Origin of the sequence: Aggregicoccus sp. 17bor-14 (genome assembly GCF_009659535.1) — a bacterium.
GTDB lineage: Bacteria > Myxococcota > Myxococcia > Myxococcales > Myxococcaceae > Aggregicoccus.
The window spans coordinates 156,990-170,828 of sequence record NZ_VJZZ01000009.1 but is presented as its reverse complement, the minus strand read 5'-3'; the positions used below and the strand labels follow the sequence as shown (position 1 = coordinate 170,828).

13 protein-coding genes are annotated in these 13,839 nt (G+C 71.2%); 8 read left to right on the top strand and 5 right to left on the bottom strand.

Translation table 11 applies throughout. The annotated features are described in order from the left end of the window. Window positions 1-4: 4 nt before the first annotated feature. Window positions 5-565, top strand: a complete 561-nt coding sequence (locus FGE12_RS18495) for a hypothetical protein (RefSeq protein ID WP_153867818.1) — start codon at window positions 5-7, stop codon at window positions 563-565. Window positions 566-586: 21 nt separating this feature from the next. Here the strand turns inward: FGE12_RS18495 and FGE12_RS18490 are convergent, their stop codons facing one another. From FGE12_RS18490 to FGE12_RS18480, 3 genes are read right to left on the bottom strand one after another with little or no spacing between them, the layout of a single operon-like run. Then, window positions 587-1,771 (bottom strand): iron-containing alcohol dehydrogenase, encoded by a 1,185-nt coding sequence (locus tag FGE12_RS18490; RefSeq protein ID WP_153867928.1) that lies wholly within the window; start codon window positions 1,769-1,771, stop codon window positions 587-589. A 56-nt stretch (window positions 1,772-1,827) separates the two neighbouring features. Next, window positions 1,828-3,297 (bottom strand): glutamine synthetase family protein, encoded by a 1,470-nt coding sequence (locus FGE12_RS18485; protein ID WP_194798028.1) that lies wholly within the window; start codon window positions 3,295-3,297, stop codon window positions 1,828-1,830. Between the two features lie 26 nt (window positions 3,298-3,323). Then, entirely contained in the window at window positions 3,324-4,814 is a 1,491-nt protein-coding gene (locus FGE12_RS18480; protein ID WP_153867817.1) for an aldehyde dehydrogenase, read from the bottom strand. Between the two features lie 113 nt (window positions 4,815-4,927). On the opposite strand from FGE12_RS18480, the gene FGE12_RS18475 reads away from it, so the two are divergent. The 4 genes from FGE12_RS18475 to FGE12_RS18460 all read left to right on the top strand — a co-directional run bounded on the left by FGE12_RS18475 (window position 4,928) and on the right by FGE12_RS18460 (window position 8,532). Continuing rightward, on the top strand, window positions 4,928-5,710 hold the full coding sequence (locus tag FGE12_RS18475) for a glutamine amidotransferase (protein WP_370459055.1): 783 nt from the start codon (window positions 4,928-4,930) through the stop codon (window positions 5,708-5,710). A 132-nt stretch (window positions 5,711-5,842) separates the two neighbouring features. Further along, window positions 5,843-6,664 carry an alpha/beta fold hydrolase gene (locus FGE12_RS18470; RefSeq protein ID WP_153867815.1) on the top strand — a complete coding sequence of 274 codons (822 nt, stop codon included), beginning with the start codon at window positions 5,843-5,845 and terminating at the stop codon, window positions 6,662-6,664. 9 nt (window positions 6,665-6,673) lie between these two features. Continuing rightward, window positions 6,674-7,126 carry a hypothetical protein gene (locus FGE12_RS18465; protein ID WP_153867814.1) on the top strand — a complete coding sequence of 151 codons (453 nt, stop codon included), beginning with the start codon at window positions 6,674-6,676 and terminating at the stop codon, window positions 7,124-7,126. Window positions 7,127-7,299: 173 nt separating this feature from the next. Further along, window positions 7,300-8,532: an AI-2E family transporter gene (locus tag FGE12_RS18460; RefSeq protein WP_153867813.1), complete on the top strand. Its 1,233-nt coding sequence runs from the start codon at window positions 7,300-7,302 to the stop codon at window positions 8,530-8,532. An 18-nt stretch (window positions 8,533-8,550) separates the two neighbouring features. On the opposite strand, the gene FGE12_RS18455 is transcribed toward FGE12_RS18460, so the two are convergent. Together FGE12_RS18455 and rho are read right to left on the bottom strand one after the other, a co-directional pair. Then, window positions 8,551-8,898 (bottom strand): hypothetical protein, encoded by a 348-nt coding sequence (locus FGE12_RS18455; protein WP_153867812.1) that lies wholly within the window; start codon window positions 8,896-8,898, stop codon window positions 8,551-8,553. 26 nt (window positions 8,899-8,924) lie between these two features. Next, window positions 8,925-10,574, bottom strand: a complete 1,650-nt coding sequence (gene rho / locus FGE12_RS18450) for a transcription termination factor Rho (RefSeq protein ID WP_194798063.1) — start codon at window positions 10,572-10,574, stop codon at window positions 8,925-8,927. A 290-nt stretch (window positions 10,575-10,864) separates the two neighbouring features. Here rho and ligA point away from each other — a divergent pair, with 290 nt between their 5' ends. Genes ligA through FGE12_RS18435 form a run of 3 tightly spaced genes read left to right on the top strand, consistent with a single transcriptional unit; the run spans window position 10,865 to window position 13,805 of the window. Then, the gene (gene ligA, locus FGE12_RS18445; RefSeq protein WP_194798027.1) at window positions 10,865-12,874 is read left to right on the top strand and encodes an NAD-dependent DNA ligase LigA; all 2,010 of its coding nucleotides are present in this window, start codon (window positions 10,865-10,867) and stop codon (window positions 12,872-12,874) included. Between the two features lie 47 nt (window positions 12,875-12,921). After that, window positions 12,922-13,206 (top strand): acylphosphatase, encoded by a 285-nt coding sequence (locus FGE12_RS18440; protein ID WP_153867810.1) that lies wholly within the window; start codon window positions 12,922-12,924, stop codon window positions 13,204-13,206. After that, entirely contained in the window at window positions 13,203-13,805 is a 603-nt protein-coding gene (locus FGE12_RS18435) for a DUF3052 family protein (protein ID WP_153867809.1), read from the top strand. The genes FGE12_RS18440 and FGE12_RS18435 overlap by 4 nt, the downstream gene beginning before the upstream one ends. The last annotated feature ends 34 nt before the right edge of the window (window positions 13,806-13,839 follow it).

Sequence of the window (13,839 nt, the reverse complement as noted above, 5' to 3'; positions counted from 1 at the left end):
ACCTATGAAGCGCTGGACCTGGGCCTTGGCAGTGGTGGCGCTGTTCACCGGATGTCAGGACGGGGCCAAGTCCCCCGCGGCGAAACGCACCGAGCTGCGCAGCCTCGACGGCAACACCGTGGAGTTCGTGACCACGAAGGACCAGCTGCCCTTCTGCCTGCTCTTCACCGTCTCGGAGAAGGGCGTGGTGCGCCAGCTCACGATGACGCGCCAGAACCTCTCCATCAAGTGCGACCCGGGCGTGCCCATCGGCAAGACCACCTTCCGCATCCCGGCCGAGGAGGGAAAGGTCTACGCCTACGTCTTCTACTCGGACCAGAAGCTGGTCGCGGGCACCGTGGCGCAGCAGATCTACGAGCACGAGCGCGGCGGCCGCATCAACGCCATGGACTTCCGGCTCCCGGGCCAGGTGGCCGTGGAGACCATCGAGTTCACCCCGCAGGCGGCGCCCGCCCCCACCGTGGGCGGCGTGGTCGGCGCCGGCGGCCAGCTCAAGCCCAACCCGGACGGCGGCATCGTCGCGCCGCCCGCGGGCGCTGCGGACGCGGGCTCCCAGGCTCAGTAGCCCAGGCTCAGTAGCCCAGGCTCAGTAGGCCTCGCGCGCAATCGCGAGCAGGTCCGCCTCGCTGCACTTGCGCGGGTTGGCGAGGTGCGAGGCGTCCTGGAAAGCCTTGTGCGCGATGGTCTCCAGGTCCTTCTCCTGCACCCCGACATCGCGCAGGCGCGCGGGGATACCGATGGCGGCGTTGAGCGCGCGCACGCGCTCGATGGCATTGCCCGCGAGCACCTCCTCGCGCGCCAGTGACGTGTCCCCCATCGCCACCGCCACGCGCGCGAGCCGCCCCACCACCGCGGCGCGGTTGAAGTTCATCACCGCGGGCAGCACCACGGCATTGGCCAGGCCGTGGTGCACGTTGCTGATGGGCGTGAGCGCGTGGGCGAGCGCGTGGCAGGCGCCCAGTCCCTTCTGGAAGGCCATGGCGCCCTCGAGCGCGGCCACCATCATGTCGCTGCGCGCGGCGAGATCCTTCCCGTTGCGCACGGCGGTCTCCAGCGAGCGGCCCACGCGCATGATGCCGTCCAGCGCCACCGCGTCCGCGAGCGGGTGGAAGCCGTTGGAGAGGTAGGCCTCGAGGCAGTGGGTGAAGGCGTCCATGCCGGTGGCCGCGGTGGGCCCGGGCGGCAGCCCCACGGTGAGCTCGGGGTCGCACACGGCAGCGCGCGGCAGCAGGTGCGGGCTGAAGATGACCGTCTTGCGCCCGGTGTCCTGCAGCGTGGCCACGCCCGAGCGGCTCACCTCCGAGCCCGTGCCCGCGGTGGTGGGGATGGCGATGAGGGGCGGCAGGTCGTCGCGCACGTACTGGTCTCCGCCCGTGGCGTCGTCGTAGCGGCTGAGCGGCGGCTCGTGCGTGGTGAGCAACTGCACCAGCTTCGCCGCGTCCAGGGGGCTTCCGCCGCCCACCGCGACGATGCCGTCGCAGCCCTGGCTGCGGTAGGCCTCGAGCCCATCGAAGGCATCCTTCTCGGTGGGGTTCGGCTGCACGCGGTCGAAGACGCCGAATGCCACGTCCGCGCCCTTCAGCACGTCGTACACGCGCTGGGCGAGGCCCGCCTTCACCACGCCCGCGTCCGTCACCACCAGGGGCTTCTTCATCCCGAGCCGCGCCACCTGCGCCGGCAGCCGCTGCAGCGCGCCCACGCCGAAGACGATCTTCGTGGGCCAGGCCATCTCGGTGATGCGCGCTTCGGTCGGCATGTCGATGGGCTTCATGATCTCCACCGTGTCCTCCCTCTCCCTTTGGGAGAGGGTCGGGGTGAGGGACTGCGTTAGATCAACTCCAGGTACCGCTCGAGCTCCCAGCTGGTGACGGCGCGCTCGTACTGACGCACCTCCCACTCGCGCGTGCGCACGTAGTGGTCCACGAACTCCTCGCCCAGCAGCTCGCGCGCGCGCTCGCTCTCCTTGAGGAGGCACACCGCCTCCTTCAGGGTGCGCGGCAGCGGAGGCGCACCGGCCTGGTAGCCGTTGCCCGCGCAGGGCGGCGGCGGCTCCACCTCGTTCTCGATGCCCCACAGGCCCGCGGCGAGGCTCGCCGCCATGCCGATGTACGCGTTCATGTCCGCGCCCAGCTGCCGGTACTCGAGGCGCATGGACTTGGGGCTGTCGCCGATGACGCGCACCGCGGTGGTGCGGTTCTCGCGCCCCCAGGTCACGGCGGTGGGGGCCCAGGTGCCCTCCACGCTGCGCTTGTAGCTGTTCACCGTGGGCCAGTAGAGCGCGGTGAGCTCGGGCATCAGCGTGACGAGCCCCCCGAGGTAGTGGCGCAGCGTGCGGCTCATCCCGCCCTCGGCGGACGGGTCGTGGAAGAGGTTCTTCTCGCCCTTCAAGTCCCAGAGGGACTCGTGCACGTGGCCCGAGCAGCCCGGCAGCTTCGGGTTCACCTTGGCCATGAAGCAGGCGGTGAGGCCGTGGCGGCTCGCGATCTCCTTCACCACCGTCTTGAACAGCACCGCGCGGTCCGCCGCGCGCTCCAGGTCCCCGTAGCGGATGGCCGCCTCGAAGACGCCGGGGCCGGTCTCGGTGTGGAAGCCCTCGATGTCCAGGCCGAACGCGTTGCAGCCGTCCATCAGCGCGTGCACGAAGGGCGCGCTCTGGCTGGTGCGCAGCCACGAGTAGCCGAACATGCCGGGGGTGAGCGGCGTCAGGTTCTGGTAGCCCTTGTCCTTGAGCGACTGCGGGTTCTCCTTGAAGACGAAGAACTCGTACTCGGCCCCGAAGCGCGGGAGGAAGCCGGCCGCGCGGGCGCGCTCGCCCACCCGCTGCAGGAGCTGGCGCGGGCTCACCTCCCACGGGCTGCCGTCCGGCTTCACGAAGTCCAGGAGGAAGGCCGCCGTGTCCGGCTCCCACGGGATGATGCGCCCGGTGGACAGGTCCACGCGGGCCTGCGCGTCCGGGTAGCCGGTGTGCCAGCCCGTCACCTTGGTGTTGTCGAGCAGGTCGTCCGCGATGTCCCAGCCGAAGACGACGTCACAGAAGCCCAGGCCGCCCTTCGCCGCGGAGTAGAACTTCTCCAGCGAGATGTACTTGCCGCGCCACACGCCGTCGATGTCCACGGCGCCCACCTTCACTTGGCGCACGCCCTTCTCCTCGAGCCAGCGCTTGATGCCGTCCAGCTGCGACTCGGCGCTCGCGCGCGGGGCGCGGGACGCCGGCGTGCGCGTGCTGCGGCGCGCGCGCGCGTGCTTCGGAGCGGCGGGAGAGAGCTTCAGGACCTTGGCCTTGGGACGGTTCGGCATGGGACGCGCTCCTCGTGCAGCGTGACTCAGACGTCCGTGGGGAGCTTCGTCCACACGGCCTTGTACTGGAGGTAACCCTCGATCGCGTGATGCGACAGGTCCCGCCCCCAGCCGCTCTCCTTGTAGCCACCGAAGGGCGCGGCATCGTCGAACTCGTTGAAGCAGTTGATCCACACCACGCCGCTCTTCACGCGGCGCGCGAGCGCGTGGGCGCGCGCCACGTCGCGCGTCCAGAGGCTCGCGGCGAGCCCGTACGAGGTGCCGTTCGCAATCTGCAGCGCGTGCGCCTCGTCGCGGAAGCGCAGGCAGCTGAGCACCGGGCCGAAGATCTCCTCCTGCGCGATGCGCATCTCGGGCTGCACCTCTCCGAAGATGGTGGGCTTGAGGAAGTTGCCGCGCGCCTTGGCGCCCTCCGTGTCGCGCTCGCCGCCTGCGAGCACGCGCGCGCCCTGCTCCTGGCCGCTCTGGATGTAGCCGAGGATGGTCTGCAGCTGCTTCGCGCTCACCTGCGCGCCCATCTCGGTGTCGGGGCTCAGGGGGTCACCCACGCGCATGTGGCGCGCGCGCTCGGCGAGCCGGCCCACGAACTCGTCGTACACGCGCTCGTGCACCAGCACGCGGCTGCCCGCGTTGCAGGTCTCACCCTTGTTGCCGAAGATGCCCCAGAAGCAGGCCTCGATCGCGGTGTCGAAGTCCGCGTCCGGGAAGATGATCTGCGGGCTCTTGCCGCCCAGCTCCAGCGTCAGCTTCTTGAGGTTCGTCGCGGCGCTCGCCTGCATGAGGCGGCGCGCGGTGCGGGCCGAGCCGGTGAAGGAGATCTTGTCCACGTCCGGGTGGCGCGCGAGCGCCTCGCCCGCAGGGTCGCCATAGCCCACCACCACGTTGAGCACGCCCTCGGGCAGCCCCGCCTCCAGCGCGAGCTCGCCCAGCTTCATCGCGGTGAGCGGCGTGAGCTCGCTGGGCTTGAGCACCACGGTGCAGCCGGCGGCGAGCGCCGGGCCCAGCTTCCAGCACATGAGGCAGGTGGGGTAGTTCCACGGCACGATCGCGCCCACCACGCCCACCGGCTCCTTGAGGCAGTAGGTGTGGAAGGGGCCGTCCACCGGCAGCACCTCGCCGTGCGTCTTGCCCGCGAGGTCCGACCACCAGGACAGCGTGGCTGCGCCCGGGCCGACGTCCCCGCGCAGCGCGTCCTTGAAGGTCTTGCCGTTCTCCAGCGACTCGAGCAGCGCGAACTCCTCGCGCCGCTCCCACAGGAGGTCGGAGAGGCGGCGCAGCAGCTTGCCGCGCGCGCTCGCGTTCATCTTCCCCCAGGGCCCCTCCTCGAAGGCCTTGCGCGCCGCGCGCACCGCGCGGTCCACGTCGGAGGCGTCCGCGCTGGGCACCTGGCACAGCGTCTCGCCCGTCGCGGGGTTCACCACCGGCAGGGTGCGCCCCTCGATGGGGTCCACAGCCTGGCCTCCGATGAGCAGCTTGAGCTGCGGGAAGCGGGGCGTCAGCGTGCGTGGATCGGTCATGACGGCGGCCTCACATGGAGAACACGGTGCGGACGAAAGCGGGAAGCGACACGGTGGGCAGAAGGAGCACAGGCGGCGCCCGCCGCCGGGCCGCGCGGGCAGGCCGGGCGGCAGTGGCCAACGGTAGGGAGCGTGCTTCCGAGCGGCAACCCACCGCCCCCCGCAACGTCCTGCTGGTGAAAGCGGGCGATGCGGCCGCGCCGGTGCGCCTGGGTGCGGGCGACTACGACCGCTGGTTCTTCGAGGCGCTGGGGCAGGAGGGCCACCGCTTCACCACCGTCGCCGCGCACCTGGGTGCGGCGCTGCCCGCGCGCGCTCGAGCCTTCGACGCGGTGCTCGTCGCCGGCTCTCCCCTCTCCGTCACCCAGCCGCAGCCCTGGATGGTGCGATTGGCCGAGTGGCTGCGGGAGGCGGCGGATCAGCAGGTCCCCATCCTCGGGGTGTGCTTCGGCCACCAGCTGCTCGCCTGGGCCTGGGGCGCGCGCGTCGTGCGCAACGTGCAGGGGCGCGAGGTGGGCACGGTCGAGGTGCAGCTCAGCAGCGAGGGCCGCGGAGACCCGCTCTTCGCGGGGCTTCCCGAGCGCTTCTGCGTGCAGGCCACGCACGAGGACATCGTGGAGCGGGCGCCCGCGGGAGCGCGGGTGCTCGCGGGCAATGCGAACACCGCGCTGCAGGCGCTCGCCTTCGCTCCCCGCGTTCGCGGCGTCCAGTTCCACCCCGAGCTCACCTCCGGCGCGCTCGCAGCCCTCGTGGGCGCGCGCGCCGAGCGCCTGGAGGAAGAGGCCCGCGCCCTGGGTCTGCCACCCAACGAGCGCGTGCCGCGCATTCTCGCGGGACTGGGCCCGACGCCGGCGGGGCCGCGCATCCTGCGCAACTTCCTCCAACACTTCGCCTGATCCCGGAGACAGCGCGGCCGCCCCTGGAGGTCAATACCGGACGGAAAGGTCCTCCTTCCCCCTGGCGCCTGCAGGCTCCGTTCCTAGCTTGATCGGCGTGCGTGCGTTGCAGCGGCGAGGAGAGCGGCCGGAATGAATTCCCTCGTGCTGGGGTATCGGCGGTTCAAGCGCAGCGTGAAGGACTTCGCGGGCTACGTGCAGTTCGACCGGCGCGCGAACGAGGTCGTTCGGCGCACGGACTTCACCCGCTGCCCCAAGCCGGTGCTCCTGCTCTACGGCTTCTTCAGCACCCGCCGGGTGTTCGAGATCCTCGAGCTGCGCCTGCGGCGCGACGGCTACTGCGTCTGGTCCATCAACCTGGGCGGCGCCTTCGACCGCTTCAACACCCGGGGCATCGACGAGAGCGCCCAGAAGGTGCACGCCAAGGTGGAGCGGCTCTACGCCCGCTACGACCTGGGCCCCCTGACCATCATCGGGCACAGCAAGGGCGGCCTCATCGGCACCTATTACGTGAAGCGCCTGGGCGGCGAGCGCCGGGTGCGCAACCTCATCACGCTCGGCTCGCCCTTCCACGGCACGCCCGTGGCCTACCTGGGCTGCGCCACGCTGGGCTGGTTCGCCCCCAGCATGTGGCAGATGACGCCGCGCTCGCCCTTCCTGCGCCAGCTGAGGGAAGCGCCCTACCCCTCCTCCGTGCGCGTCACCTCCATCTACTCGCGCGGCGACGGGGTGGCCTCCTATCCCAGCTCGGTCCTGGATGCCCGGAGCTCGCCCAACGTGTTCAACGTGGAGGTGCCCCCGGTGACGCACCAGGAGCTCCTGTGCCGGCACGCGGTGTACGAGTCGATTCGCCGCGAGCTCGCCCTGGGCTACGGTGAGCCGGCGCCCCCTGCGCGCCTGCGCTCGCTCTCGCTCGCACCGCACCCCTCCGCTGCGCTCGCGCAGCAGCTCTAGACTGAAGCCATGGCCTCCCGCTGGGACTACCTCTTCGAAGCGAAGCCGGTGCCGATCGTGGACCACCTGCTCGAGGAGGTGGCGCGGCTCTTGGCCAAGGATCTCGCGCGCTGGCCGCCGCCGGTGCAGGAGGTGGACCTGAGCGCCGCCTCCCCTGCCCTCGCCGAGCTGCTCGTGGGGGAGAGCCCCCGCCCCTCGCCGGCCGTCTATGCGGAGGCGCTGGGGCTCGCGCGCCTGGAGCTCGAGCGGGAGCTCGCGGCCTACGACGACTACATGCGCAACAAGCGCTACCTGGAGCGGGGCCTCGCGCCCACCGACCGCCCGGCCCTGCTGCTGCTGGACCGCTGGCTCGTGGAGCAGATGCTCGCCCTGGGCGAGGCCACCGGGGGCCGCATCAAGCGCCCCCACATGGTGCGCTGCCTCGAGCTCGTGCGCCAGAAGCTCGCCGCGCCCCAGATGTAACCGGGTTGCATCTGTCTCTTCTGAAGAGAATTTCGAGTCTGTGGACCGGGGGCTCGCCGTCGCCTTTCCAACGGACGCGCGAGTGCGCTCCCCGCACGTGACCTGGACGGAACCTGCGTCCAGTACGCGCGCTTGTGGCGCGAGGCGGCCGTTTGCCATAAGGCGCTAGAGCCATGCCGCCGCCGCCGGAACTCCTCTTCAAGCCTCCGCGCACCCAGCGCCTCTACATCCTCGCGGGGCTGTGGCTCTTCGTCGCCCTGGTGCTGGTGACGTTCCACGCGGTGCTGCTGCCCTTCGTGGGCGCGGCGCTCATCGCCTACCTCGTCCAGCCGCTGGTGCGGCGCATCACCCGCCTGCGGGTGGGCGGGCGCGCGGTGCCGCACTGGGTGGCCATCCTGCTCATCTACGCCCTCTTCTTCCTGGGCGTGTACCTGTTCTTCGTGGGGCTGCTGCCGCAGCTGTACCGCGAGCTCGCGCGCATCAGCCGCGACGCGGTGGCATACGCGAACGCGCTCACGCCGGAGAAGGTGGAGCTCATCGCGCAGCGCGCCGAGTCCTGGCTGCTCGCGCGCGGCATCCCCGTGGCCCTGAGCGAGCGCGCGCTCGAGGGTGCGAGCAGCGCCCCCTACGCGGGGCCCGCCAAGCTCAACCTCTCGCTGGACCTGGAGCAGCTCATCCGGGATGCGGCCACGCGCGTGTCCGGCTACGCGGGCGAGAACGTGAAGGGCATCCTGGACCTCTCGCGCCGCATCGTCACCGGCGTGCTGGTGGGGGTGTTCACGCTCTTCTTCATGCTGATGGTGGCGGCCTTCTTCTCCATCGACGCGCAGCCCATCCGCCGCTACGCGCTCTCGCTCATCCCGCCCGAGTACGCCGCGGACGCGCGCCTGCTCTCCGAGCGCATCGACCGCGCGCTGTCCGGCGTCGTGCGCGGGCAGGCCACCATCTGCGTGGTGAACGGCCTGCTCACCGGCGTGGGGATGCTGCTGTTCGGGGTGAAGTTCGTGTTCCTGCTGGCCACGGTGGCCACGCTGTTCAGCCTCATCCCCATCTTCGGCACCATCCTCAGCTCGGTGCCCATCGTGCTCATCGCGCTCTCGGACGGGGTGCAGAAGGCCTTCGCCATCCTGCTGTGGATCATCGGCATCCACGCGCTCGAGGCCTACGTGCTCAACCCGAAGATCATGGGCAGCGCGGCGCGCATCCACCCGGTCATCGTCGCGTTCGCGCTCATCGCCGGGGAGCACTTCTTCGGGCTGGTGGGCGCGCTGCTCGCAGCGCCCCTCACCGCCGTGCTCGTGGCCTGCTTCGACTACCTGCGCCTCAAGGCGCAGCCGGAGCCCGCCGTGCTCGGGCCCGTGGTCGCCGCTCCGCCGCCCGCGCCCGCACCGCCCCGCGAGAGCTGAAGCCCGCGCGCCCGCGCCTCAGCTGCAGGCGGCGGCGCAGCGCGAGTTGCGGCACACCGGGATGCAGGTGCCGCAGCGCAGGGTGCTCGGCGAGCAGCTGCCCGCGCTGCACTCGGCGTCGCAGGGGCCGCAGCGCACGCCCTGGCAGTTGGGCCCCTCGCTCACGTGCGTGACGGCGGTGCCGTCGCCGCAGCAGGCGTTGGGCACGCAGTCCGAGTCCTGGAAGCAGGTGACGTTGGAGATGCCGGGAGGCGGCGAGCCGCTGCCGCCTCCCACGTCCAGCGCCGGCTCGCATCCGGCGGCAAGTCCCAGCGCCAGCCCTGCGAGCAGGGCGGCGAAGGTGGGAAGACGGCGGGTGCGGCGCATGGGGTGACCCTCCCCCGGCAGTATGCCTACCGGTTCATCGAGCCGAGGAAATCGGCGTTCGACGGGGTCGGACGCATGTGCTTGAGCACAAATTCCATCGCGTCGATGGGGGTGAAAGGGTGCAGTACCTGACGCAGCGCCGTGATGCGCACCAGGTCCGCCGGGCTGAGCAGCAGCTCCTCCTTGCGGGTGCCGGACTTGTTGATGTCCAGCGTCGGGAAGATGCGCTTCTCCATCAGCTTGCGGTCCAGCACGATCTCCGAGTTACCGGTGCCCTTGAACTCCTCGAAGATGACCTCGTCCATGCGGCTGCCGGTGTCGATGAGCGCCGTGCCGATGATGGTGAGGCTGCCGCCCTCCTCGATGTTGCGCGCGGCGCCGAAGAAGCGCTTGGGCTTGTGCAGCGCGTTCGCGTCCACGCCGCCCGAGAGGATCTTGCCGCTCGCCGGCACCACCGTGTTGTAGGCGCGCGCGAGGCGGGTGATGGAGTCGAGCAGGATGCAGACGTCGTACTTCTGCTCCACCAGGCGCTTCGCCTTGTCGATGACCATCTCGGCCACCTGCACGTGGCGGGTCGCCGGCTCGTCGAAGGTCGAGGACACCACCTCGCCGCGCACGTTGCGCTCCATGTCCGTGACCTCCTCCGGGCGCTCGTCCACGAGCAGCACGATGAGGTACACGTCCGGGTGGTTGCGGCTGATGGCGTGCGCGATGTTCTGCAGCAGCACCGTCTTGCCCGCCTTGGGCGGCGCCACGATGAGGCAGCGCTGCCCGAGGCCGATGGGGCAGAACATGTCGATGATGCGGGTGGTCATCTCCGCGCCGTCGTGCTCGAGCTTCAGCTTGCGCGTCGGGTAGAGCGGCGTGAGGTTGTCGAAGAGGATGCGCTCGCGGGCCGCCTCACTGGTGGGGTCCGTGAAGTTGACCTTGTCCACCTTCTGCAGCGCGAAGAAGCGCTCGCCCTCCTTCGGCTGGCGGATGGGGCCGGTGACCGTGTCGCCGGGGCGCAGGTTGAAGCGGCGCACCTGGCTCGGGGAGACGTAGATGTCGTCCGGGCTGGACTGGTAGTCGCTGTCCGCGCTGCGCATGAAGCCGAAGCCGTCGCTCATCAGCTCGAGCACGCCCTCGGCGTGGACCTCGAAGCGCTTGTCCGCGATGCCCGAGAGCAGCGCGAAGATGAGCTCCTGCTTCTTGAGGCCCTGGTAGCCCTCGATGCCGAAGTCGTGCGCCATCTTCGACAGGTCCACGATCTTCATCCGCTTCAGGTCGTTGAGCTTGATGACCTGCATCGGGGTGCCGTCGCGGTCCACCTCGGTGATGGTGGGCGCCTCGGGCTCGGGCGCCGGCGTGAGCGTGGCGGCGGGGCCGTGGTGCAGCGCCTCGGCGCGCGCCTCCTGCAGCTCGTCGTCGCGCACCGGGCGCGGCATCGCGGTGAGCACGGGGCGCACGGGCGCGCCCTCGCCGTCGTCAGAAGCGCCGTCCGCGGCCTCGGCGCCCTCCTCCGCGTCCGCGGGGGCCTCCTCGTCGCGGCGCCCGGCGGCGGCGCGCCGGCGCACGGGCTTGTCCGAGTCGTCCGCCTTCGCCGCACGGCGGCGGCGCGGCTTCTCGTCCGCCACGGCGTCCGTGGCGAGCTCGGTCTCCTGGACCTTCTCCTTCGAGGTGCGGGCTTTGCGAATGGGCATTGTCTGGACGGGGGGAAGCGTCGCCCGGCAGGACGCCGGGCAAGGGAGTCGCCGCGCAGAGGGCACGGCCGGACTGCAGGGGGACAGGGATCGACCCACCGGAGCCCCGGAAGCGGGACTGCGCGGGACTGAGGCGGTGCAGGGAAAGGGCACCCAGGGTACGAGGGCGCCCAACGAAGCGTCTCGGAGGTTATTGAGCCCCCCCCACCCTGTCAAGGAGTCCGAACGCGCCCCGGCGCTCAAAAACTTCCCAAGGTGTCAGGGCTTCCGTAGAGGCTCCTGCCGTGGACCTCACGACCGCCGAGACGCGCGTGCGCACCCTCCGCGAGGAGCTGCGCTACCACGAACACCGCTACTACGTGCTCGATGCGCCGGAGATCTCCGACGCGCAGTACGACCGGCTCATGCGCGAGCTGCAGGAGCTCGAGCACCAGTTCCCCGAGCTCGCCTCGCCGGACTCGCCCACCCAGCGGGTGGGCGGCGCGCCGGCCGAGCAGTTCGACGAGGTGGAGCACCGCGTCCCCATGCTCAGCCTCGCCAACGTCTTCGACGACGGCGAGCTCACCGAGTTCGACGAGCGCATCCGCAAGCAGACGGGGCTCGCCCACATCGGCTACGTGTGCGAGCCCAAGCTGGACGGGCTCGCGGTGAGCGTGCGCTACGAGGGGGGCAAGCTCGTGCTCGGCGCCACCCGCGGCAACGGCACCATCGGCGAGAAGGTCACCGGCAACCTGCGCACCATCCGCGCCCTGCCCTGGGAGCTGCGCCCCTCCGACGGCCTCAAGGTCCCCGAGCTCATCGACGTGCGCGGCGAGGTGTTCATCAAGAAGGCGGACTTCGCCAAGCTCAACGCGCGGCGCGAGCAGGAGGACGAGCCGCTCTTCGCCAACCCGCGCAACGCGGCCGCCGGAGCGCTGCGCCAGCTGGACCCCAAGGTCACCGCGAGCCGCCCCCTCTCCATCTACCTCTACGAGTGCGTGCCGGGCCCGGGCGTGCCCGCGTTCACCAGCCACTGGGAGAAGCTCGAGTACCTGCGGGCGCTGGGCCTGCCGGTGAACCCGCGCAACCGCCGCCTCGAGGGCCTGGACGCGGTGCGCGCCGAGTACTCGGCCTTCCTCGCCGAGCGCCACGCCATCCCCTACGAGATCGACGGGATGGTGGTGAAGGTGGACAGCGAGGACCTGCGCCGCCGCCTCGGGCAGGTCTCCAAGAGCCCGCGCTGGGCCGTGGCCTACAAGTTCCCCCCCGAGGAGGAGCAGACCCGGGTGGAGGACATCCAGGTGTACGTGGGGCGCACCGGCGCGCTCACGCCGGTCGCGCACCTGCAGCCGGTGAAGGTCGGCGGCGTGACCGTGGCGCGCGCGACGCTGCACAACGAGGACGAGCTCAAGCGCAAGGACGTGCGCATCGGGGACCGGGTCTTCGTGCGCCGCGCGGGAGACGTCATCCCGGAGATCGTCGCGGTGGTCACCTCGCAGCGCACCGGCGAGGAGCGCGCCTTCGTCTTCCCGGATCACTGCCCGGTGTGCGGCGCGCAGGCCGTGCGCGACGAGGAGGGCGCCATCATCCGCTGCACCGGCGCCTCCTGTCCCGCGCAGCTGGTGGAGCGCGTGCGCCACTTCGCGAGCCGCAACGCGCTGGACATCGAGGGCGTGGGCGAGAAGCTCGCCGCGCAGCTCGTGGGCAGCGGCCTGGTGAAGACCTTCGCGGACCTCTACCGCCTCACCCTCCCCCAGCTGCTCTCGCTCGAGCGCATGGGGGACAAGAGCGCGGAGAACCTGCTCGCGGCCATCGCGGCTTCGAAGCAGACCACGCTGCGCCGCTTCCTCTTCGGGCTCGGCATCCGGCACGTGGGCGAGGCCACCGCCAAGGCGCTCGCGGAGGCGTTCCGCGACCCGCGCGCCCTCTTCGAGGCGGACCTGGAAGCGCTCACCCGCGTGAAGGACGTGGGCGGGATCATGGCCGAGGTCATCCACGCCTTCTTCCACGAGCCGCAGAACCGCGCCGCCGTGGAGGACCTGCTCTCCGTGGGCGTCACCCCCGAGCCGCCCGAGGTGGTGGAGGGCGGCGCCTTCCAGGGCAAGACGGTGGTGCTCACCGGCACGCTCACCCGCCTGACCCGCGAGCAGGCCAAGGAGGAGATCGAGCGGCGCGGCGGGAAGGTGAGCGGGAGTGTCTCGCGCAAGACCGATCTCGTGGTGGCGGGCGAGGATGCCGGCAGCAAGCTGAAGAAGGCGGGAGAACTCGGGGTAAAAGTGGTCGACGAGGAGGCGTTCCTCGCGCTGCTGGGTTAGGCAACGCGGTGAAGGCTCAGCAGTCGTTGGGACGGGGCGGACGAGCGATGAGCACGCGGCGCACACACCTGCAGATCACCGGCCGGGTGCAGGGGGTCTTCTACCGGGAGAGCGCCCGGCGCGAGGCCCTGCGCCTGGGGCTCGCCGGCTGGGTGCGCAACCGCCCGGACGGCTCCGTGGAGGCCGTGGCCGAGGGCGCTCCGGACGCGCTCGACGCCTTCGTCGCCTGGTGTCGCCAGGGCCCCACCCAGGCCCACGTCCAGGACGTCCGGGTGCAGGAGGAGTCGCCGCAGGGCGAGCCCGGCCCCTTCCGCGTGGAGCACAGCTCATGAGCGGCTCTTTCGGACTGGGGGCACCGCTGCCCACCCTGCTGGGCATCCGCGCCGGCCACAAGGTGTCGGTCATCAACCCGCCACCCGGTTTCGTGCACCGGCTCAACCCCTTGCCGGACGGCGTGGAGTTCCTCGTCACCGCCCAGGCCGGCCTGGACGTCATCCTCTTCTTCACCCGGGACGCCAGGGAGCTCGTCGAGCGCCTGCCCGCCCTCAGCCGCGCCATGGCCGTCACCGGTGGCATCTGGGTCTGCTGGCCCGCGGACGCCACCGGCCGCCCCCCCGTCTCCGAGGACCTGGTGCGCCAGGCCGCCCTGGAGATTGGGCTCGTGGACAACAAGATTGCCCACCTGGATGCCACCTGGACCGGCCTGCGCCTCGTGTGGCGCCCCAAGGGCCGGCTGGAGAAGCCCGAGCGCCCCAAGGAGCGCCCCAAGGACGTCCCCACCGCCCAGGCGGGCCCTGCGGGCGGCGGCCCCGGCCCGGGGCGTGCGGCCGGTGTGGGAGCGGGCGCGCAACGGGGCGAACAAAATCCACCGAGCGGCTTTACAGGCTCGGCACAGGCGTGGAAAAGTCCCTTTGTTTTTGGACTGTTGTGATGCGACGCACCATGTGGGACGTCGGAGGGTCCAG